Origin of the sequence: Rheinheimera sp., assembly GCF_030824435.1 — a bacterium.
Classification (GTDB): domain Bacteria; phylum Pseudomonadota; class Gammaproteobacteria; order Enterobacterales; family Alteromonadaceae; genus Pararheinheimera.
On the sequence record NZ_JAVBXS010000015.1, the window covers coordinates 13,250 to 35,469 of the forward strand.

General features: G+C 49.0%; 17 protein-coding genes. 11 read left to right on the forward strand and 6 right to left on the reverse strand.

Going from position 1 to position 22,220, the window contains the following annotated elements:
- Positions 1-170: 170 nt before the first annotated feature.
- From RCH83_RS02135 to RCH83_RS02150, 4 genes are all read right to left on the reverse strand, one after another.
- Complete coding sequence (locus RCH83_RS02135; RefSeq protein ID WP_306518579.1) at positions 171-2,276, reverse strand: TonB-dependent receptor domain-containing protein; 2,106 nt, start codon at positions 2,274-2,276, stop codon at positions 171-173.
- Positions 2,277-2,727: 451 nt separating this feature from the next.
- Positions 2,728-3,036, reverse strand: a complete 309-nt coding sequence (locus RCH83_RS02140) for a hypothetical protein (protein ID WP_306518581.1) — start codon at positions 3,034-3,036, stop codon at positions 2,728-2,730.
- A 173-nt stretch (positions 3,037-3,209) separates the two neighbouring features.
- Complete coding sequence (uvrA, locus tag RCH83_RS02145) at positions 3,210-6,047, reverse strand: excinuclease ABC subunit UvrA (protein ID WP_306518583.1); 2,838 nt, start codon at positions 6,045-6,047, stop codon at positions 3,210-3,212.
- A gap of 307 nt (positions 6,048-6,354) precedes the next feature.
- Complete coding sequence (locus tag RCH83_RS02150; RefSeq protein ID WP_306518585.1) at positions 6,355-6,552, reverse strand: heavy-metal-associated domain-containing protein; 198 nt, start codon at positions 6,550-6,552, stop codon at positions 6,355-6,357.
- A 302-nt stretch (positions 6,553-6,854) separates the two neighbouring features.
- Here RCH83_RS02150 and RCH83_RS02155 point away from each other — a divergent pair, with 302 nt between their 5' ends.
- Together RCH83_RS02155 and RCH83_RS02160 are read left to right on the forward strand one after the other, a co-directional pair.
- Entirely contained in the window at positions 6,855-9,407 is a 2,553-nt protein-coding gene (locus RCH83_RS02155) for a heavy metal translocating P-type ATPase (protein ID WP_306518587.1), read from the forward strand.
- Complete coding sequence (locus tag RCH83_RS02160; protein WP_306518589.1) at positions 9,404-9,814, forward strand: MerR family DNA-binding protein; 411 nt, start codon at positions 9,404-9,406, stop codon at positions 9,812-9,814. Before RCH83_RS02155 ends, RCH83_RS02160 begins: the two co-directional genes overlap by 4 nt.
- Positions 9,815-9,843: 29 nt before the next feature.
- On the opposite strand, the gene RCH83_RS02165 is transcribed toward RCH83_RS02160, so the two are convergent.
- On the reverse strand, positions 9,844-10,476 hold the full coding sequence (locus RCH83_RS02165) for a DoxX family protein (protein ID WP_306518590.1): 633 nt from the start codon (positions 10,474-10,476) through the stop codon (positions 9,844-9,846).
- 147 nt (positions 10,477-10,623) lie between these two features.
- On the opposite strand from RCH83_RS02165, the gene RCH83_RS02170 reads away from it, so the two are divergent.
- The 8 genes from RCH83_RS02170 (at position 10,624) to RCH83_RS02205 (ending at position 21,112) form a co-directional block, all read left to right on the forward strand.
- Positions 10,624-11,748, forward strand: a complete 1,125-nt coding sequence (locus RCH83_RS02170) for a diguanylate cyclase (protein ID WP_306518592.1) — start codon at positions 10,624-10,626, stop codon at positions 11,746-11,748.
- A 104-nt stretch (positions 11,749-11,852) separates the two neighbouring features.
- Entirely contained in the window at positions 11,853-13,247 is a 1,395-nt protein-coding gene (locus RCH83_RS02175; RefSeq protein ID WP_306518594.1) for an MFS transporter, read from the forward strand.
- Positions 13,248-13,470: 223 nt separating this feature from the next.
- Complete coding sequence (locus tag RCH83_RS02180) at positions 13,471-14,103, forward strand: hypothetical protein (protein WP_306518596.1); 633 nt, start codon at positions 13,471-13,473, stop codon at positions 14,101-14,103.
- A 392-nt stretch (positions 14,104-14,495) separates the two neighbouring features.
- Complete coding sequence (locus RCH83_RS02185; protein ID WP_306518598.1) at positions 14,496-15,698, forward strand: site-specific integrase; 1,203 nt, start codon at positions 14,496-14,498, stop codon at positions 15,696-15,698.
- 447 nt (positions 15,699-16,145) lie between these two features.
- Complete coding sequence (locus tag RCH83_RS02190; RefSeq protein ID WP_306518600.1) at positions 16,146-17,867, forward strand: tyrosine-type recombinase/integrase; 1,722 nt, start codon at positions 16,146-16,148, stop codon at positions 17,865-17,867.
- A complete protein-coding gene (locus tag RCH83_RS02195; RefSeq protein WP_306518602.1) occupies positions 17,860-20,022 on the forward strand; it encodes a hypothetical protein in 2,163 nt (720 codons plus the stop codon). Before RCH83_RS02190 ends, RCH83_RS02195 begins: the two co-directional genes overlap by 8 nt.
- 49 nt (positions 20,023-20,071) lie before the next feature.
- Positions 20,072-20,518: a hypothetical protein gene (locus RCH83_RS02200; protein ID WP_306518604.1), complete on the forward strand. Its 447-nt coding sequence runs from the start codon at positions 20,072-20,074 to the stop codon at positions 20,516-20,518.
- Positions 20,519-20,815: 297 nt separating this feature from the next.
- On the forward strand, positions 20,816-21,112 hold the full coding sequence (locus RCH83_RS02205) for a hypothetical protein (protein WP_208932608.1): 297 nt from the start codon (positions 20,816-20,818) through the stop codon (positions 21,110-21,112).
- Here the strand turns inward: RCH83_RS02205 and RCH83_RS02210 are convergent.
- Positions 21,109-21,342 carry a helix-turn-helix transcriptional regulator gene (locus RCH83_RS02210; RefSeq protein WP_306518607.1) on the reverse strand — a complete coding sequence of 78 codons (234 nt, stop codon included), beginning with the start codon at positions 21,340-21,342 and terminating at the stop codon, positions 21,109-21,111. The genes RCH83_RS02205 and RCH83_RS02210 overlap by 4 nt on opposite strands.
- A gap of 82 nt (positions 21,343-21,424) precedes the next feature.
- Here RCH83_RS02210 and RCH83_RS02215 point away from each other — a divergent pair, with 82 nt between their 5' ends.
- Positions 21,425-21,937: a hypothetical protein gene (locus RCH83_RS02215; protein ID WP_306518608.1), complete on the forward strand. Its 513-nt coding sequence runs from the start codon at positions 21,425-21,427 to the stop codon at positions 21,935-21,937.
- Positions 21,938-22,220: the final 283 nt, after the last annotated feature.

Sequence of the window (22,220 nt, forward strand, 5' to 3'; positions counted from 1 at the left end):
TTAATATTTCACGCTTTTTGCGATGCGGCAAGTTGAGGCCTTGAAATTTGGCCGGATGGCTGGGTTTAGCGGTTAAAAAAGCTGCCACAGACGCTTTGTTGTGTTCCGGCCCTGTTGCCGAAAAAAAAGCCCGTGGTAGACGGGCTTTTGGTTGTTACAGCCTTAAAGCATTAAAAGCGGTAGCGGGCGCCCAGTTCAAATGAACGTTCAGGGCCAACATAAATGCCTTCACGCAGGCCGGTGATATAGCTTTTGTCGGTCAGGTTTTTCACTGAAGCAAACAGGTTAAACTGGCTGCTGACGTCATATTGCGCTAACAGATCCAGTACAGTGTAGGCCGGTAATAAACCACCCCAGATACCGCTGGCGGCATTGGCTGGAATATCAATTCTGTTGCTCGGGTCACCAAACTGCTCACCACGGTGATGTAGGTTCAGTGCAAAATTCCACTGTGCCAGGTCGTAGTTCAGGCCAAGGTTTGCCACTACTTTTGGTGCATAAGGAATACGGTTACCCGCTGTGCTGCCGGTTCTGAATTCAGATTCCGGTACCCAGGTCAGGTTAGAGTCCAGCATCAGGTTGGTCGCCAGGCTATAACCCAGGCTGAATTCCATCCCATAATGACGGGTTTCACCGGCGTTAGAGCGTGACAGGTTTGGATCGCTGTTGCCTGTCACCACCTGATTGCTGAAATCCATCACAAAAGCGGCTACGTCATAACGCAAAGCTTCTGCAGTACCCCGGACGCCCATTTCGTAGTTGACTGAACGTTCGCCGTCCAGTTGTTGATCTTTCAGGCCATCCAGCGCCACGTTATTGGCCGCTGGTGAAAAGGCACGGTACACACCACCATACAACTGGTTGTTGTCCAGGCTGTAGGTAAAACCTACACCAGGTAACACTTCAGTGTTGTTGGTTTTAGCTTCGTTGTTGTTTTGCAACAGGTTCAGCCGTTTTTGTTCGTAAGACTCAATACGGACACCTGGTGTCACCGCCAGCTGTTCGCTCAGCTGAATACGGCTTTGCGCATAAGCGGCCACACTGTCAGCAGAGTCCTGCAGATGACCGGCCAGAGTGCCACTGCGATCAGCTGTGCGGGTGGCGGTAATACGCTGATCATCCGACTCTTCGCTCATCAGGCGCAGGCCAAATTCAGAACTGCTGGCTAAACCGGCCAGCTGATGTTCCACACTCAGCCGAGATTCGATACCTGAACGTTCAAAAGCGCGGTTATTACCGGTCAGATTGTTGGTGTAAACCCAATGACCAGCTGCGTTTGAAGCTGCGCTGTTTACCGCATAACGCCAATAATCACGCGCCATGTCGCTCCAGTAAGCCACAGTGTTTAACGTGATGTCGTTCGTAATTTGCCATTCGTGGTTCAGGTCAAAGGAGGTACGGTCAATTAATAAAAAGTCGTCCGGTGCCGGGTTGGTGGTTACACCAGCCTGATATTCACCCAACAACAGACCACGGTAAGAGATATTGGCGTCGTTTTTGTGATGAGAAACTTTAATGCCGACTTTTTGGTTATTGGCAAACTCAACACCGGCTTTGGCCAGCAGGTCGGTCATGTCATAACCTTTGTCCATAAAGCCGTCACTTTTGGCGTGGCTGGCAATAATACCGGCATAAGCGTCGCCTGAAGCATTGCGGTTACCGGCTTCGATGCTCAGCTCGCGGGTATTAAAAGAACCCAGCCGGCCAGAGAGTTCAACACCATCATCCGGTGTTTTGGTCTGGTAGTTCACTACACCACCGATAGTGGAAGGACCATAACGTAAAGAGGCAGAACCTTTTAAGACTTCAACAGTGGCAACCCGCTGAATACGCGGATTAAAATAACGTTCGTTGCCGATAAATAAACCTGGCGCTACAGGTACACCATCTTCCAGCATCAGAGATTTAGACTCGCTGGCCGACAGGCCACGGATACCAAAGTTGGCAACTACAGCGGTTTCGTCTTCGGTTTTGATATTCACACCAGGAATACGGCGCAACACGTCTTCGGTCGACAGTGGCTGGATTTGTTTGATCTGTTCCAGGCTGACCAGATTAACGGTACCGGTTTCCAGATAATGGGCATCAGCGCTGCTGGCGGTAATTTTGATCACTTCCAAAGTAGGTGTGGCTTTTTTCTTCTCAGCTTTTTTCTCAATCACTGACACTTCATCAAGGGCGACGTTAGCAGCATCAGCGGCATAGAGGGGTGATGCAACACAAAACAGAGCTACGGCTTTTGCCAGTCGGGAATAACGCAGGGTGTTGGCAGACATCTAAAATACTCTCCTGATAAGAAACGCGCTGATACTAACACAAATAGTTCGCATTAACTCAAGATTTATTTGGCTGAGAGTTGCTGTTGCTGTGGGTATTGCTGCAGGAAAAACGATGGGAAACAGCCCGCCAGCTGCCGCCAAAGCTGAAGTTAATACCCTGCGGGGTATGTTGTGTTGTGCCTGGGAGTACCTCTTTTCCTCTGTTGGTGTGATGTTGTGATTTCGGATCTGGCAACTCTGTGATTGCATTAAGTCGGGGAGGCAGGCGTGATGTATTGATCTGTTATACCAAGGTTGCTGTCACAGCGAGTATGGAGTGTTATGCAGCATCAGCATCAGCATCAGCAACACAGCTCAGTGTTATTGACACAGCACAACCTCATTAAAAGTTTTGCCGGCTTCACCTTGGTATTGTGGCTTAAAACGCAGCAACAAAGGCCCTTGTTGTTTAATCTTCAGGTCCCTGGCAGGTCAGTACCAGATGTTTACGCATATCTTTTAAAATCACACCCCGTTTTAGCATTAAAGTGCTGAGCCGTTTTTGCCATAACAACAACTGGGGTTGTGCCAGCACCAATGCTTCGTCTGACACCAACTGCAACCGCACTAATAATGAGGCCGGAAAAGCTTCGTATTCCAGACTAAACCAGCCCTGGATAAAACCGGGCAGCTCAAGGGTGGCTTGTTGTTCCAGCGCTTCGACGGCGCTTAATACAGCTTTTTGTTGTTTCAGTTGCACTGCTGAGAGTTTTTTCATGTGGAAATCCGGACTGTGGCTTCAACCACACTATAAAGATGGGCTGATGATAAAAGCCAAAGTGTTGTGCGGCAAGAAATTTAGGGCGGCAAGGCATTTGCCGGCACTCAGCATAAAAGCTGCTTTGAGTGCCTGGCATCGAGCTGTCATTGCGCCGGTTTTGTTCAGCCTGGTTATTTTGCCAATAGCGGTTTTAAATATTGGCCGGTATAAGATTTTTCACAGGCCGCCACTTGTTCCGGCGTGCCGGCAATTAAAATTTCACCGCCGCCGTTGCCCCCTTCTGGCCCTAAATCTACCACCCAGTCGGCAGTTTTCACCACGTCCAGGTTATGTTCTATCACCACTATGGTATTGCCGGCGTCACGCAGTTTATGCAGCACGTTTAACAGCTGCTGAATATCGTAAAAATGCAGGCCTGTGGTGGGTTCATCGAGGATATACAGCGTTTTGCCGGTATCACGTTTTGAAAGTTCCCGCGCCAGTTTGACCCTTTGGGCTTCACCACCGGAAAGTGTGGTGGCTGACTGACCAAGCCGGATATAGGTTAAACCCACATCCATCAGGGTTTTTAGTTTGCGAGCTATGGCCGGTATCGCTTCAAAATATTGATGTGCATCTTCTACCGTCATTTCCAGCACTTCGTGTATGTTTTTGCCTTTGTATTTCACTTCCAGCGTTTCACGGTTGTAACGTTTGCCTTTACACACATCACAAGGCACATACACGTCGGGTAAAAAGTGCATTTCTACTTTAATCACACCGTCGCCCTGGCAGGCTTCACAACGACCGCCTTTGACGTTAAAGCTAAAACGCCCGACCTGATAACCGCGCGAACGGGCTTCCTGGGTGCCAGCGAATAAATCCCGCACTGCGGTAAAAATACCGGTGTAAGTGGCCGGATTTGAACGGGGCGTACGGCCAATCGGGCTCTGGTCAATATCCACACATTTATCAAAGTGCTCCAGGCCTTCAATAATACGGTGTGGCGCCGGGTCGTCACCCTCGCCTTTATTCAGCACCTTATGCGCCACTCTAAACAAAGTGTCGTTAATTAAGGTGGATTTACCCGAACCTGACACGCCGGTAATACAGGTCATCACGCCAAAAGGTATGGTTAAATCGACGTTTTTCAGGTTGTTGCCGCTGGCGCCTAACACCTTTAATTCTTTGCCTTTTTTACCCAGATGGCGTTTATCCGGCACTGCTATTTTACGGCTGCCGGATAAATACTGGCCGGTCAAAGAATCTTTAGCCGCTTCAATATCGGCCAAAGTACCTTGCGCCACCACATAACCACCATGCACACCGGCGCCAGGGCCAATGTCGATAATATGGTCGGCCAAACGCACAGCGTCTTCGTCGTGCTCCACGACTATGACTGTGTTACCCAGGTCGCGCAGATGGGTTAAGGTGCCAAGTAACCTGTCGTTGTCGCGCTGATGTAAACCAATGGATGGTTCGTCCAGCACATACATCACCCCCACTAAACCGGCACCAATCTGGCTGGCCAGGCGGATACGTTGTGCTTCACCACCGGATAAAGTCTCGGCGCTTCTGGAGAGGTTGAGATAATTCAAACCAACGTTGACCAAAAACATCAGCCGATCCTGAATTTCTTTGAGGATTTTTTCGGCAATTTGCGCCCGCTGACCGGTCAGGCTGAGCTTGCTGAAATACTGATGACAATCGCCAATGGATAATTCAACGATTTGTGGCAAGGTGGTTTTGCCAATAAATACATGGCGGGCTTCTTCGCGTAAACGTGAGCCGTCACATACCGGGCAACATTGACTGGCCAGATATTTGGATAATTCTTCCCGTACAGCGTTGGATTCTGTTTCGTGATAACGCCGGTCCATATTGGGCAAAATGCCTTCAAACGGATGTTTGCGAAGTACGATGTCACCGCGGTCGTTCAGGTATTTAAACTCAATGTCTTTGCGGCCACTGCCGTTTAAAATGGCGTTTTGTTGTTCTTTTGTCAGGCTGCTAAAAGGCGCATCAACGTCAAAACCATAATGTTCGGCCAGCGATTTTAACATCTGGAAATAATAAAAATTACGTTTGTCCCAGCCACGGATAGCGCCGCCAGACAAACTTAACTCACTGCTTACAATAACCTTATTGGCATCAAAATATTGTTTGACGCCAAGGCCATCACAAGCCTGACAGGCGCCAGCCGGATTGTTAAAAGAAAACAAGCGCGGCTCAAGTTCGGCCATCGAATAACCACAGGTTGGACAGGCAAAGTTGGCGCTGAAAATCAGCTCTTCACTACTTTGGCCTGGTTCCACATCCATTGGTGCTACTTTGGCAATACCACCACTGAGTTCCAGCGCAGTTTCAAAACTTTCGGCCAGGCGCTGTTTAATGTCGTCGCGCACTTTAATACGGTCGATCACCACTTCGATGGTGTGTTTTTTATGCAGTTCGAGTTTTGGCGGATCAGACAAATCACAAATTTCGCCATTAATGCGTGCGCGGATATAACCCTGCGCCGCTAAGGTTTCCAGCGTTTTTACGTGTTCACCTTTACGCTCCTGCACCACAGGAGCCAGCACCATCAGCTTTGTGCCTTCAGGGAAAGCCACCACTTTATCCACCATTTCGCTGATGGTTTGGGCTGCTAAAGGTAAATCGTGGGTTGGGCAACGCGGCTCGCCAACCCGGGCAAATAATAACCGCAGATAATCGTAAATTTCGGTGATGGTACCGACAGTGGAACGTGGGTTATGCGACGTTGATTTTTGCTCAATGGAAATAGCCGGTGATAAACCTTCGATATGATCAACATCAGGTTTTTCCATCAGACTTAAAAACTGCCGCGCATAAGCTGACAAAGACTCGACATAACGACGCTGGCCTTCGGCGTACAAAGTATCAAAAGCCAAAGAGGATTTGCCGGAGCCGGATAAACCTGTGATCACTATCAGTTTGTCACGGGGAATTTGCAGCGAAATGTTTTTTAAGTTGTGGGTGCGGGCACCCCGGATATCAATTTTGTCCATCACAGTTCCGGTTAAGCGGCAAGCCAGGTTATGCAATAAGGCCAAAGTTGGCCTGGGGTTATCGATGTTTGTTGCGCTGAAAAAAGCAGTTGCCAATGAGTTTATGTCAGCGGGCTGTTGCTGGATCAATTTCAGCCCAAATGATTTCACTGTGACGGCTAAACTGCACTGCAAGGCACTGTATATAAATACAGATTTTTTGGCAAGGTAGAAAATAAATGCAGGCTGGGTTATTGCCGCAGCCTGTATGGGTTATTGCTATGGTGTTTTTAGTTATTGCAGTGGCGCTCTTAATTAAGCTGCACTCTTAGTTAAGCTGCGCCTGGTAACCTGCTTCTTCCAAAGCGGCAATCACATCGGCAGGGTCTATTTCACTATGCACCTGCAAGGTCTGGGCTGGCAGGTCAATCTCAAACGCCAAATTAGCCTCCAGCTGATTTAATGCTTTGGTGATCAGGCTTACACAGTGGTTACAGGTCATAGTTTCAATTTTTAACATAAACATCAGAATGTCCTTTTAGGGTTGCCGCGCACGGCAAGTTTAGCTTGTGGTCTGGTCTGGCTTGTTGCTGTATTTCAGCTGAGCCAGCGCACAGTCTGCGGCTTGCCATCATGTGAAGGTCAAGGCTGTTTTAAACCTCCTGGTAAAATATCAGTGTTTGATGCTTTTTGTTGGTGCTATAGGCAACTCAGGGTTTTTTCAGCTGATGATGCTTTTTGAAATTCCTGCTTGACCTTGCCATGATGGCAAGCTTTAGCCTGTTGTTGCGTGTTAATTTCAGCTGTTGGCAACAAGGAGACAAATCAATGATGCGGTTACAAATTAAAGGCATGAGTTGTATGTCTTGTGTGGGCCGGGTGGAAAAAGCCCTGGCCAAAGTTGCGGGTGTCACTGCAGTTTCGGTCAATCTGGCCACTGAAACAGCCACTGTTGAAGGTGAGCAGCTCAGCGCTGCTGCTTTGCTAGAGGCCGTACAACAAGCCGGTTATCAGTTGCAGCTGATTGAGCAACAAGTGGCTATAGCCGGTATGAGTTGTGCTTCTTGTGTTGGCCGGGTGGAAAAAGCACTTGCTGCATTGCCACAGGTGGTTAGCGTAAACGTAAATCTGGCGACAGAACGAGCGCAGTTGTCACTGCTTACTGCAGTGGACGATGCGGAACTTGCGGCAACACTTAAAAACGCCGGATATCAGCTGGCGTTGCCACAGCCTGGCACTGAAGCCAATCACCACAAAACGCAAAAGAACAGTCAAAACCAGCATTTCTGGCAAAAAGATAGCTGGCCGGTATTTGGCAGTGCATTGCTGAGCTTGCCTTTAGTGTTGCCGATGTTTTTGATGTTTTTTGCGTTTTGGTTTGATCTTGGGTCGGCCGATAGCTGGATGTTGCCGCCGGTCTGGCAATTTTTGCTGGCAACACCTGTGCAGTTTTATTTTGGTGCCCGTTTTTACCGTGCGGCCTGGGGGGCGCTCAAAGCCAAAACCGGCAATATGGATTTATTGGTGTCTATTGGCACCAGTGCCGCTTATTTTTTAAGTGTGTATTTATGGTGGGATTTTACTCAAAGTGGCCATCAGGCTCATGGTATGGCCATGCCTCATCTGTATTTTGAAAGCAGTGCCGCTGTGCTTAGTCTGGTGTTGTTGGGTAAGTATCTGGAACATAAAGCCAAACAACACACCACAGATGCACTGCGTGCGTTGGAAAATTTACAACCTGCAATGGCCTGGGTATGGCAAGCCGACACTGCTGCAGGCCAGCCTCCACTGGTTGCCAACCAAGACGACAGCACAAGGGCGGCACCAACAACCCGGGCAGAACCTGCGCACAACAACACAACAGCAGGTGGCTGGTTTGAGCGGGCGGCAGCCTTGGTGAACAAAGGTGATTTAGTTTTAGTCAAACCAGGTGAAAGAGTGCCGGTGGATGGTCTGGTTGAGCTTGGCAGCAGCCATGTCGACGAAGCTTTGATCAGCGGTGAAAGTGTGCCGCTGACGAAAAATCCCGGCAGCAAAGTGACTGGTGGTTCGGTCAATCTGGATGGGGTGCTGCATATCCGTGCCACTGCTGTAGGTGCTGAATCGACCTTGTCGCGTATTATCCGGCTGGTGGAGCAGGCGCAGGGCGCCAAAGCACCGGTGCAGGCTTTGGTAGATAAAGTCAGTGCTGTGTTTGTGCCTGTTGTGGTGCTGATTGCCTTCGTAACTTTGTTTGGTTTTGGCTTGCTGGCCGGTGACTGGGTGCAGGGTATTTTAAATGCGGTTGCCGTGCTGGTGATTGCTTGTCCTTGTGCCCTGGGTCTGGCAACGCCAGCCGCTATTATGGCTGGCACAGGCACTGCGGCGAAATTCGGCATTTTAATTAAAAATGCGGTGGCGCTGGAGCAAGCTAAAAAAGTCACTTTAGTGGTGTTTGATAAAACCGGCACCCTGACCCAAGGCAAACCTGTGGTGCAACAGCTGCAGGCCTTTGCTTGCACTGAACAACAAGCAGCTTTGTGGGCCGCATCTTTACAACAACAAAGTGAACATCCGTTAGCGCGTGCTGTGCTGAATGACGCAGCGCAACAACAGCTGCAGTTATTGCCGGTATCAAAGGTGCAGGTAGTTGCAGGCCGCGGTATTAAGGGTGAAGTGGACGGCCGTACATTTTTGATGGGCAGTGGCGGCTGGCTGACAGAGCTTGGGTTGACGTTACCAGTTGATTTAATTGCCATTGAAGGTGCTTCAGTGTCCTGGTTGGCCGAACAACAAGGCAGCAGATATCAGCTTATCGCACTGTATTGTTTTATTGATCAAGCCAAAGTCGGTGCAAAAGCAGCAGTGGCCGCTTTACAACAACAAGGGATCAAGGTGGCTATGTTGACCGGTGACAGCAATGCCAGCGCCCGCTATACCGCAACACAGCTCGGGCTAAGCGAGTTTCGGGCTGAGATGTTGCCCGGTGATAAAGCCAAAGTGGTGCAGCAATTTCAGCAGCAGGGTGAAGTGGTGGCCATGGTGGGTGACGGTATTAATGACGCACCAGCGCTGGCACAAGCCGATTTAGGTATTGCCATGGCGACAGGCACCGAAGTGGCGGTCAGTGCAGCTGCCATGACCTTAATGCGCGGCGAGCCGGCGCTGGTCAGTGCTGCCCTTGAAATTTCGCGACAAAGTTATCGTAAAATTCAGCAAAACTTATTTTGGGCTTTTATTTTTAACAGTCTGGGTATTCCGCTGGCGGCTATGGGTTATCTCAGCCCTGTGATAGCAGGTGCAGCTATGGCGGGCAGCAGTTTATTTGTGATTAGCAATGCGCTGTTATTACAAGGCTGGCGACCCAAAACTTTGCCACAACAGCAACAGGAGGCAAGATGAGTACTTCAAGCTTGCTGACCATAGGTCAGGCATCGGCCCAGAGTGGTGTTTCAGCCAAAATGATCCGCCATTACGAAGAGTTGGGCTTAGTGACAAGCGCACGCACAGCTGCCGGTTACCGGCTTTATAACTCGCAGCAGCTGCAGCAGTTGGCGTTTATCCGTAAAGCGCGGGATTTAGGTTTTTCCAGCCACCGTATTAAAGAGCTGTTGTTATTGTGGCAAAACCCGGCGCGGCCAAGCCGCGAAGTGAAACAGCTGGCAAATCAGCATCTGGCTGAAATATCAGCCAAAATTGACCAGCTGCAACAAATGCAGTTGTTGTTGCAACAACTGGCAGACGCTTGTGACGGCAATGATGCCCCCCATTGTGCCATTTTGGCGGCATTGCAGCAGGACAAGCAGTAATAAGCTTTATTCCGGGGAGGGGCTGACCTTCACAGCCGCTGTTGCAGATAGCGGCTTAACCAATAATCCAGACTAAAATAACGGCCGCCCCCCAGCTGCGACAGACTTAACAACATCAATAAATAAGTACTGGCAAACTCAATACCGTTGTTGAGGATCACCAGTTTGCCACTCGACGTCAGCCATTGGTAATCGCCATGTTGTTGCAAAATGGCATTGGCTGCTGCCAGTTTTTCCGGTGCTGCCAGCACCCGCTCGTTATACAACAAGGTGCCGTCAGCCAGCCAGCTATTGGCATCGGCCACCGCCAACCAGCCATAAGGGGCGTGCACCGCTACTATAGCCACCAGCATAGTAACAATCAGCGGCAGGCAAACCAGCCGTGTGAACAAACCAAACAACAATAACAAAGCACCGCCAAGTTCAGCCGCTATTGCAGCAACTGCCATTAGCTCAGGCCATGGCAGCCCAAGGCCCCAGTCGGGGTTGCCAAACCAGGCCACAGTGTCGGCAAAATGTTGATATTTTTGCCAACCCGCCTGAGCTAACACAGGTGCCAGATATAACCGCAATAACAAAGGCACCAGAGCGCCAGCCAGAGGTAAAGGCAGCAGCCGCTGTTGCAGCTGTTGGTAACAACAATAAATTTTATTTAAAAACACAAGCAGGCTCCTGTGGCTGATGTTCAGCGGCATAAGCCAATAGAACGGTGTGGCGCTGATTTTCTTTCAGCGCAGTTGTGGTTGGTTTGCATTGTGTTGCGGCTAAGACTAACCTCGGCTGATGAAAGTAGTTTTTTATGCCTGCCTATGACAGCTGAACAAATTTACATTCTTGGCATGACGCAGCTGGCGCTGGTGTTTTTTTTGGCCTGTTATCGCTTGCGTGGTCAACCCCAAACTGCCGGCAGCCTGGTTTTTTTGCAGCTGGCATTTTTAGCTGACACTATCAGCTGGTTGTTTTATCTGTGGCCTGAATCTGTGGCTGCAGTGGTGCTTTCCAACGTCTTTTCTTGTGTCAATTTATGGTTAATTGCTGCTTTTGCCATACGCCGCTCTGCGTTAAAGCTGCCGCTGTTCTGGCTGGGAAGCGGTTTTTTGCTGCATGCCTTCTGGTACAGCTATTTTGCCGTCGTGAAACAACAACATTTTGTCTGGCATGGTCAAACGGTGGCAACCTTAGTGGTGCTGGTACCTGTGATACTTCTGATGTTATGGCATAAACCAGAGCGCACCCGCTCTGACTTCTGGTTTGCGCTGACGCTGATGGTGTGGGTGCTGGTGGTACTGATACGTTCTTTGTTATTGCTGCTGGCGCCAGACTGGTTATTGTCGGGTCAGTTGGTGACTCAAGCTATTTGGCCAGGCGTGATGGCTGCTTATGCGGTTTTTGCCCTGACCGGTTATCTGGAAGAAAGTCAGCTGCAACTTAAAGGTGAAGCAACCCATGACCCTTTAACCGCTTTGTTAAATCGCCGTGGTTTTTCCGAAGCTGTTAATGCAAAACTAACAGTGCTGGCAACACAACAACGGCCAGCGGCGTTGTTAATGATGGATCTGGATTATTTTAAACAAATTAATGACCAGTTTGGTCATGACATGGGTGATGAAGTGCTGATTGCCGTGGCCAATACCCTGCAACAACAACTTAAACCGACGCAGTTATTGGCACGTTTTGGTGGTGAAGAGTTTTTATTATTTTTACCTGAACATAATGCTGCTCAGGCACAGTCAGTGGCACAACAACTGATGTTGGCAATGGCAGCTTTAAAGGTGCCACAGTTGCCCGCTTCCGGCCGGTCCTTGTCTTTGAGTATTGGCATTGCGATCTTTGGCCCGGATTATGATTTATCCCACCAGTTAAAAAATGCCGATTTAGCCATGTATCAGGCCAAACAAAATGGCCGCTGCCGGGTAGAGTTGGCCGCCGGCTGATTCTGTGATTGCCATACCCGCATAACGCAGTGCTGTGCTACAATGCCGCCCTTTTGTACCGGCCGCCTTCCGTTGGCCGGTGTCCAGCACGAGATAAAAGATTCATGCAACAGTTAACCGCACTGGAACGGCGCACCGCCATCTCGCTGGCGCTGGTGTTTGCTTTTCGGATGTTAGGCTTGTTTATGCTGATCCCGGTTTTTGCTATTTATGGCAAAGATTTGATTGGCTTTTCACCGTTGTGGATTGGCCTCGCCATTGGCGCTTATGGTTTAACTCAGGCTATTTTGCAAATTCCGATGGGTTGGTTGTCAGACCGCTGGGGCCGCCATCAGGTGATGTTATTGGGCCTGACTTTGTTTGCTATAGGTTCAGTGGTTTCGGCTTTGGCTGATTCTGTTTATATGGTGACTTTTGGCCGGGTGTTGCAAGGCATGGGCGCTATTTCCGGTGCTGTGCTGGCGCTGGCGGCCGATTTAACCCGCGAAGAACAAAGGCCCAAAGTGATGGCGGTGATAGGCGCCACTATTGGTCTTTCTTTTGCAGTGGCCATGATAGCCGGGCCTTTAATAGCAGCTGCTGCCGGTTTGCAGGGCATTTTTTGGTTTACCGCAATATTGGCTTTTTGTGGTGTGCTGATTGTCAGTTTTTTAGTGCCTAAAGCGGCGCAGCAGGCCAGTGAAAGTGAAGCTTTGGCCAAACCAGGTTTTATTCTGGATTTGTTTAAACATCCGCAGTTATTACAACTGACAGCAGGTGTGTTGATTTTACATCTGATGCTGACGGCAGTGTTTGTGGTGGTGCCGCAGCAACTGTTAAGTCAGCAGTTATTGTCGGAACAACATTGGCAAGTGTATTTACCTGTGCTGCTGGGCGCTTTTGTGCTGATGGTGCCGATGATGATGTTTGCCATGCGTAAACAACAGGAAAAAGGCTACTTTTTATTTGCCGTTGGCTTGCTGGTTGTTAGTTTATTGTTAATGCTTGGTGGTGTGCAGTTGTGGCTGACCATCACAGCGCTGCTGTTGTTTTTTGTTGCTTTTAACTATTTAGAAGCCAGTATGCCGGCGCTGGTGTCGCGGATAGCACCAGCCGGACAAAAAGGCACCGCCATGGGTATTTATGCCAGCGCACAGTTTTTTGGTGCTTTCCTTGGTGGTGTGATTGGTGGTTCTGTTTCAGGGAATTTTGGCCTTTCTGCCGTGTTTGCTGTTGCCGCCGGAATTGGTTTAATATGGCTGGCGATTGCCCGCTTTATGGTGGTACCAGCAAGAGCACAACGGCTGACATTTGCCGTGGTGGTGCCTGATGAACAAACGGCAAAACATTATGCCACGCTGCTTAGCAAAGTCGCAGGCGTGCAGGAAGCCACAGTGGTACTGGCAGAACAACGTTGTTATTTAAAGGTCGCGCAAGGTGCTTTTGATTTAACACAAGCACAGGACTTATTGGCAACTGGTGCAGTTCAGACCGGTGTTGCCAAAAACGAAGACGCTTGACCCGGTGGCTGTTGCCACCAAAAAAGAATGACTTTTTGTGTGTTGATGTCTGATCCGGTAACGGCTTTACCACTCAGGCAGCAAGGCGCAGAACAAATCAGATAAAAGCTCAAACTGAACCACTCTGGTCGTTATGTCAGGCCGGTATATCAAGCCGGTGCTGCGCTACAACTTTAGTTGCCGCAGCCGTTATTCAGTCTATTAATCAGAAGGTAACACTATCATGGCTACAACTATTACAGGCAAGTTAAACAAAGCTGCAACTCAGTTCCAGGCGGGTGAATCCACCGGTTTTGGCTTGCGTCTGGGAGTGAAGTACTACGACCGTGAAACCAAGATGGAACAGTGGTGTAACTACGAAGCTGTGGTGTTTGCCAAAGCGCCGGCGCAAATTCAGTTTTATCAGCAAGCGCTGGTGGAAGGTGCCATTATTGAAATCAGCGGCGACAAACAGCGTATCCGCCAGTTCCAGGGTGCCAATGGTTTAAACCTGTCGATTGAAATTCTGGATGCCAAACTGGGTTTTGTGTCCGGTGGCATGGCGCAGGGTCGTCCACAACAGGCAGCTCAACCGGCTTATAACCAGGCACCAGCACAACCTGCTTACAACCAGGCACCAGCTCAGCCAGCTTATAATCAGGCACCAGCACCACAAGCCTATAACCAGGCACCAGCTCAGCCAGCTTACAATCAGGCTCCGGCGCAACCTGCTTACAACCAGGCGCCAGCACAGCCAGCTTATAACCAGGCACCGGCGCAACAAGCCTACAACCAGCCACAACAAGGTGGTTTTGGTCAGCAGAACCGCGCACCAATGGAACCAAGCATCGATTTTGATGACGATATTCCGTTCTGACTTAAACCTTTATAATAATATAACGTAAACGTATAATATTTAACGCAGGTAATGAGTGAATTCAAACACTTACCTGCGTTTTTTACTTTAAAAAAGTGTAATCAAACAAATAATTAACATCTGCCGATTCTACACCTTTTATTTTATAACGTAAAAATTTGATTGCTTTGGCGGGGATTTTTTCGTCAAAAAGTCATGCATTATTATAAAAGTTTTATTTACTTTCCCCCCCCTTCAATGTCGCCCCTCATGACGTGCTTGTTTGGCCTGCTTTTCGGATTTTCCAATAAATACTTGTAACATAATAAAAGTATGTTCATGTTTTAATTTAGTTTTTTGACTTTTCAAAAGACAGTGCTACAGTCCTGGCAAGCACATCAGGAGGTATCAAGATGACGTATGCTTTAGGTCAGATAGTATTGGTCAATGGAGAGCGGCAAGTCCTCATCGATGATGAGCATGATCTTCCTCCGATCCTACCCAATCATTACTTCGCACAGATAATCAATCAGGCCTTTAGCACAAAGCAGCGTCGGGCCAGGACCGTCATACTGATTTTGAATTGGGCACGGGAATTAAAAATTGATTTGTTTGACCGGATCCGGTCGGGCGAAGGCTTCACATATGCTGAGCAGAATTCACTGGTGTTCAAACTCCGCTTACGGGCGGAACCTGATGAATACGATCCGTATGTCGGTGCTGATACTTATAAGGACCGATGCCGGGAGCTCCGGACTTTTTTTCGCTTTCTTGCGCGAACATACGGTGACACCCGTCTTGAGGCGGAACCCTATCTGATACGAGTGCTTTCCTGGATTGAAGATTTGTTCGATTTTTTAGCAGCTCATTACGTGGTGATTCCTCCTGCCAAACGTGAAGGATTCTCACATACTGAACGACAAGCCATGCTAGAATTGGTCCACCCATTGAATGAAAAAAATCCGTTCCAGTTGCGGGTTCGTGAACGAAACTGGTTAATCATCAATCTGCTCTTCGAAACAGGGATCCGAGTCGGCGAATTGCTGTCCCTCCGTTGTGACGCTGTTGTGACAGAGATGGACGTGAGTTACGGCATGTTGCACTTTCTGGTGGTCAATCAAAACGTATACCTCAATGAAGATCCCCGCAGCATACCGCCAGATGCCAAGACGACCTCAAGAAAGTTGCCTATTTCAGAAAAGCTGGCGATGAGGATTGATCACTATATCAAAACGGGCCGACGATATCGGGGGCGTAATGCGCAGCGGGCTGCGGCCTTTCTGTTTCTCAATTCTGATAATCGACCTGCACCGCTGAGTATCGGTGGGTTTTATAAAATTTTGTCTCGTATTGAATCCGTCGGAAATGCGGACAAGCCGGTGTTTTCGGATATTCAGGCGCACCGTTTCCGTTATACAACGATAGAGGATTTAATGCGGCTCTTGGACGTCAAGCAAGACAACGAAGAAGAGTGCAAGAAGATCCTGCGTTATATGGGGGGCTGGTCATCAACCAGTGATCAGTATGAACATTACGCAGCGAAACAAATCATATTTTCAGCACACTTGGCCTTGCTAAAACTTCACGATGAGCTTATTGTTAAATTCGACCGGTGAGTTCCCTCACTTGCTGGTGTTACTGGAGCTACCAAAAAATCCTCCAGAAACCATTTGTCGCTATCAGGCAAATGCAAAAAGGGCGGTGTATTTCACAATACACTCACTGTAACGGACAGAAGGTAAAAAATTCTCAAAGGGCTGACCGACAAAGCGGTAACCTTGAAAGCGCCTAATCAGTACAACAGTGTGATTAGGGTAAGGCATCAACCATTTTAAATTGGGTACGTTAGTTAATTACATCTTGGCAGACGCGCGAACCTTAAAGGTTCACGAGGGTCGCTAAACCGGAGTTTGGTCTGGTGAAGCGAAAAATAGCCGATGAGCCTTTGGTTCGTCTGGCGATTCCTAGGCTACCTGGTCGTTAGAGCAGTCACAAACATGCTCAATGACTGGATGATGTTCTATTGAATGTCATGAGTAGTCTATTTGCCGAGAGAAATGACTATGATGCAGTTTGATCGTTTTGCTCGCTCTTCTGAGCGTGAAGCCCGCAGTCTGCCGTTCATTGAACGCCGTCCTTACACTCCATTTAACATCCCTGTTGTTCAAGCAAGACTCCGGTCGGTTGATACATCTCGCGACGTTTGGAGAATCGGGGAAACAGCGTCTGAAGTGCTCAATTTTGAGCGACTCACGACCAAAGTTAATCCTCCAAAAAATCTGCAACGTGACTTTTTTGATGTCGATGTTGAGGACGAACACGAGGTAAGTGCTCAAACGGCAACTCCACTACCGGATGAGTTGCTCAACAACCTGAAGTATTTTCTTGCACGCCAGTTACCTGGCAAGTCCCCGCTTACGGTGGGCAGTATGTTCTCTGCTATTGTTCATTTCCTCTCTCAATGCGATTGGGAAGATGTGGGGGAAGCGTCTCTCACCGATGTATTGAGTGAGCAGCTTATTGATTACATTTATGTCAATCGCTCTCAATCAAATGAATATGCGCTCAACGCACTGCGGTACTGGTATCGGCGCAGCTACCGGATGGGTCTCTCGACATTTGAATACCAGACAGCCCAAGCGCTGGGTGTATTCAAATTCCGGGGAAACCTGAAAGGCGCCGATGTCCTCAGCTATTTCCCCCATCGAAGTCCGCTGACTGCACAAGAGTTGGATGCGTTGCACCAGGTCTTGAGGGAGGCTCAAATCGATGTCTCCCATGACAGTTACCGAGGGCTTCTGAGCGCATGGCTATTGATCAGTCTCGGACTTCGGAGCAAGCAATTAGTGCTGCTCATGAACTCGGACTTTTTAATTAATGTCGACCAGCACAGCGGCGAGAAGACCTACGTTCTGAACGTTCCTTCAGTGAAGAAACGACATGAATTACCTCGGTCGCGGTTCAAATCCCGGCAACTGCCCACGTTTCTTGGTGAAATGCTGGAAAAATACATGCATCACAAGGAATCAGAAATGGCGCAGCTTTCTGCGATGTTTGCGGACATTGGTGGAGACATCCCGCCATTCGCTAAGCAGCCAATTTTTGCAATTTCGCGTTGGAAAATAAAAAAGCGGTACGAGGAACGTCGCGTGCATCTGCCTTACCTCCAAAACCTTCCATCAGATTCTGTCTTAAACATGTTGCAGAAGATGTTTGGTGTGATTAACACGGTTCGAGTCCGGGACGGCAAAATGCCTTTTGATCTCAAAATAACGCCGCGGCGGTTACGTAAAACATTCGCAACCCGCGCAGCAGCGACCGGCGTCCCTATTATCGAGTTAGCGGAACTGTTGGACCATGAGGATCTCCAGCATGTCATGGTGTATTACCAGCTGGGATTGTCCTTTGCTCAGAAGCTTGACCGAGTGTTTCAGGAGCAATTCAAAGACATTTTGTCTTACTTCAAAGGTCAGATCAACCTCACGACGTTGATCAGCCAAACGGTACCCAATACTGTTTTTGGGCCTGACAAATTGCGTCGTTTGGTTGGTATTGGCATGTGTGCTAAAGGGGCGCCATGTGATTTGACTCCACCTAACGCCTGCTATGTGTGTCCGAAGTTCGAAGCCTGTAATGACCCAACGCGCCATCGTGAGGTGCTGGACAGTATGAAAGCAGATGTCAAAGTCTGCTTTGGCGAAGATGCGCCTCCAGAGCTACTCAATGCCCCACACATCAAAGCATGCGAAGAATTAGTCAACACATTGGAGGCGTGCCATGAGTAAGTCAAATGCACTGTTAAAACTTGACGTCATTCCCGCAGAGTTGAAGCAACTTTGGGCGCACGATGACTCTAAGGTGGAACACTATGAGAAATTTGTGTTCTATTGCCAGAAACAAATTCGCCACGTTTTTCCATCGGTCGACTGGTCGACGAATGTGTGGGAGATCTCTGAATACGAGTCAACACAATCGGCTCGGCGAGTCTCACACGATAGCAATGTTCTTTTCACCCGTTTTAACGGCTTGGGGAAACAGAAGAAAATAGCTGCGGAGGCGCAGGAGCCTTTTACGCAGCCGTTTCGAGATCTCGTGAAAGGGATCATCGTGTTAAACCATCTTGGTCGCGCAATAACACATGATGCGCACATGGTATGGATCCGTGCATTCCGATATCTGTATCACGTGTTTACAGAGCATCAGCTTCAGGCGATCCACCAGATCAATGGGCTTCACTTTGATCTCGCGATGAAAATGGCTATGGATCGGAATGAAGCCGAGTCCACACTATATCGGACCGGTGAGCATCTGAGCGCTATTGCCGACAAACTGAACCTGTTTGGTCTTTGCATGGTGTTTGAATGGCACAATCCAATCCCCAGGCCCGATAAAACTGGTGGGACAGAGCAACGTCATGTCCGCCAAAAGACGTCGCTTCAAGAAGCCGAGCAGCTCCCTAAATCCGCCTACCTGACTCATTTAGCAGCGCTGTGGAAACATTACGACGAACTGCAACCATCGGACAAAATACATGTCTGTATGGGGATCGTTTCACTGTGCACCGGTCTTCGGATGGACGAATTCTGCGGTTTACATGTGGGATGTATCCCGAGTAAAGAGGAATACGAATCGGCACCTCTTGAACTTACCTTTGACGGTCGGGTCGGGAAAATGTTGCGCATGAGCGTATTGGCTCGAAAGCGGTTTGTATGGGATTCAAAAATTATCCCCAATAGTCTTACCGACACCGTGTTTCTCGCGGTTGATCGTTTGAAGGCTCTGAGTACTGAAGCCCGGTATTATGCATTAATGCTACTCAATGAGTCGTACTGGCCTGCGTTGGATGGATTTGACGAAGATGAGATTGTTCTCGCCACAGATCTCGCCGCACATTTCAAATTAGAGAAAACGTCTAATTTGATCACACAGCTCGGGCGCCTTGGCATTACCCGACACATCAGCTCGGCCCCCAAACGCACAACCTTCTGTATTCGGGATATTCATCAGGGAGTATCCCGTGCGTATCGAGAGGAGTTGAAATCGGTCGCTGATGGCTTTGGTCCACAGGCGAGGATGATTAATTATTGGGACCTCTTGACGCTGCAGTTCAAGTTTGAGCACAGCAGAGGCTCAATCAAAATGTTCCCCATTCCGGTGTCAGGTACGCAGATCCAGGACGCTTTCCGGGGGCGTAACTATATCAGCCGGCTGTCAAAAGAAGAAAAGCGGATCGAGACGTTATTTGAACGCTATCAATTTGATGGGTTGGTCCTCGAACCAGGCGGTATTCGAACACATCAATTCAGGCACCTGCTAAATACCGTCTTACAGCAATCAGCCCAGTTTGATCAGGAAGATATCGCCAAATTTTTTCTGCGTGCAGGCGTTCGCGATAACGAATGGTATGACCACTCATCATCAGAGCATCTCGCTGTTCAGGGGGCGAGGAAGCTGCATGAATTCCAGGCGAAATTTGCACCGAAATTTGAATCGAAAAATAACGAGCTGGATGCCAGTCAGGTCGTTGGGTTGATCAGTCGGTTTCCGTTGCTTGGGCCTGAGGAATTGATGGCGGAGCTCGAATCCAGAGGCTCAAGCCATGTAATGCGTATTGGCCGCTGCAGGCATGACTACACGCAAGAGCCTTGCGGCAAACACTATGCCTGCCTCAACAAATGCAAACATTACCGTAGGCAAAAAGGCAATCCGCTAGAAATTGCACGACTCCATGAGATGAAGGCTGAAGCAGAGTTGCAAGTTGCGGCAGCGCAGTTTGATACGGACGACGGTCTGACGAACGCCCATGTGTGGTTAGCACACCATCAGCGACTCCTTGCGGGATGCGATGCAGCATTGTCGATTGAACAGGATGACCGGTACGAAGTAGGGCAAATCGTGGCGATTTTCCCCAATGGCCGCGATAGCTGTGAAGCCTTTTAAACCAACTTAAGCTGTTGCCGGCGCTTTGCGCCGGTATTAAGGAGTATTGATGCCAACCGTGAAATTAACTGATGCTGTGGTCGACAAGCTTGTGCATCTTTGCAACACCTATGCAAGCGGGGTGCTGGGCGAACGATTCGGCTGGCAGGATTTGGAGCGTGTCTGCGGTCTTCCTTATCAAACCCTGGGTAAGAATCCCCGTATTTTCCAAGCGTATCACGAGGCGAAGCAGGCGTTACGAAAGCTTCGGGGTGCTCAAGTAGCCATCGATCCTGTCAGCAAAATGAAACCTACCGAGCTGGAAAAAAGGTGTGCTCAATTAGAAGAGCAGAATGCCGCACTTGAAAAGAAGTTGAGACTGTATGAGCTGAGGTTTGCGACGTTCCTGCATAACATCGCCAAACAGGGGCTACAACCTGATGCTTTTGAGAAACCCATTCAAGAGAGCCTCAAATATGCAGCAAGGAAGAAGAATAACATAAAATCGATAAAATAATGTCGATTAAAATTGACATATGTCAATCATTGTCTACGATCTTAGTGAGGTGACCTGCCAAGAGACCTCAGACCCAATAGCATTGAACGCCATGGATGGCCCCACTAGGAGCGCCATTCATGAGACCCAGAGCCCCCCCACATCAAATCAACCATCTGCATTTGTGACGAAATGCCGGCATCCGCGACCACTTTGAATAGTATGGTTTTCGCAGGAGCCAGGGATACTGTCACGTGATGCGGCGTACGTGTTTATCAAGGTATTGCATTTGTAAAAGGCTCTGAGGGGAGCAGCCAAATGACAGAAATCACGACCATGAGCATGTTCATCAACATGCAAGAACGTCAAAAACTCTCGCGGCGTATTCAGAACGTTGTCGAGTCACTGTTAGCTGCACTGAACATTGACCCGTGTGGGCGGCAGCTGATTATGGCCTGCGGCACAGGTGAAGAGCGCACTAACCGCGAGGCCCTGATTGCCTGGATGAGGAAATCCATTTGTTGTGAACAGCGATTGGATTCGTTTTCAACGGAGCAGATCGCTCACGAGCTGCGGCATCACTTGGAGCGCTGTATTGGTTCTTGGTGTGATTAATGGTCCTGCTCGGATGGAACATGCTCCATCAGCTGCTGGACTGGAACGTCGAAAAATGTGCACAGCCGGTCGATGACATCTGTCGTCAGGTTACTGCCACGCTCGTGCAACATTTTTGACAGAGTGGCTCTGTGGATCCCTGTCGCCTCTGCCAGTTGGATGATCGTGAGTGTTGTGTCGTTTTTGAACTCGTAATCGTCCATGCAGCGACGTAGGTAGTAACGGATCATATTGTTCTCCTGTGATGAACGGATGATACACAAAACTACAGAGTAGGAAAATCGAACAAAGTACGATGTGGTGGATAGAATCATGGAATTAAACACGCAGCTATGCTGGCTCGGAAATCTGGTGTCAGAAGACCAGTTGAACGAAATCGCTCGGGGGATTAAACAAGATCGGTCCCACAACCGGTTTCTGTACCCATATACAAAACAAGGTGAGATCGGTTTTTTCCCACTCGAAACCGTTGAACAGCAGGCATTCTGTCAGCATTTGGCTCACCTTGGGTGTATTCCGTCCATGCTATTGGTCGGGTACTCGCTGTCGCTCGATTACATAGGAACGCCTAGGGTCATCTGCCCACTCGCAAGCGCGGAATATTTGTTTGCTGGGATCAGTGCGTTTTTAATACATCACCGTGATCCTGGGTTCGAACGCGAATTTAAATACTTTTGGGGCAACTATTGGTTCCATGAGATCTGCCGGCATGTGTTGGCGTGGTTTTTGGTGAATGCGCCGGACGACTATACGCACCCAGTGCGTGAGTTTTGCGAGTGGTGGGTAGCTAATACCGGTGGCACAATTCATCGCTTGGATTCGTGAGGACTTCACATGGATACCTACACAGCGGTTCCTGCGCATGAACGTAGGGGGTTAAACGGACTGGTGTTGATTGATATCAGCCGACTGGCATATTCATATGGTGTGGCAAACGATCGACCTGTGGTAGTGGCCAAAACGTCATTGCGCGGTGATTTCTCCGACGGATGGTGTTGCTACCTGGAGGAGTTCGGGACTAGAACCATTCTCCTTAAATCAGCAGACTCCGACATTTCGCCAGAGTCAGAAAACATTGACCTTATTGAATTACTTGGTCACGGACTGA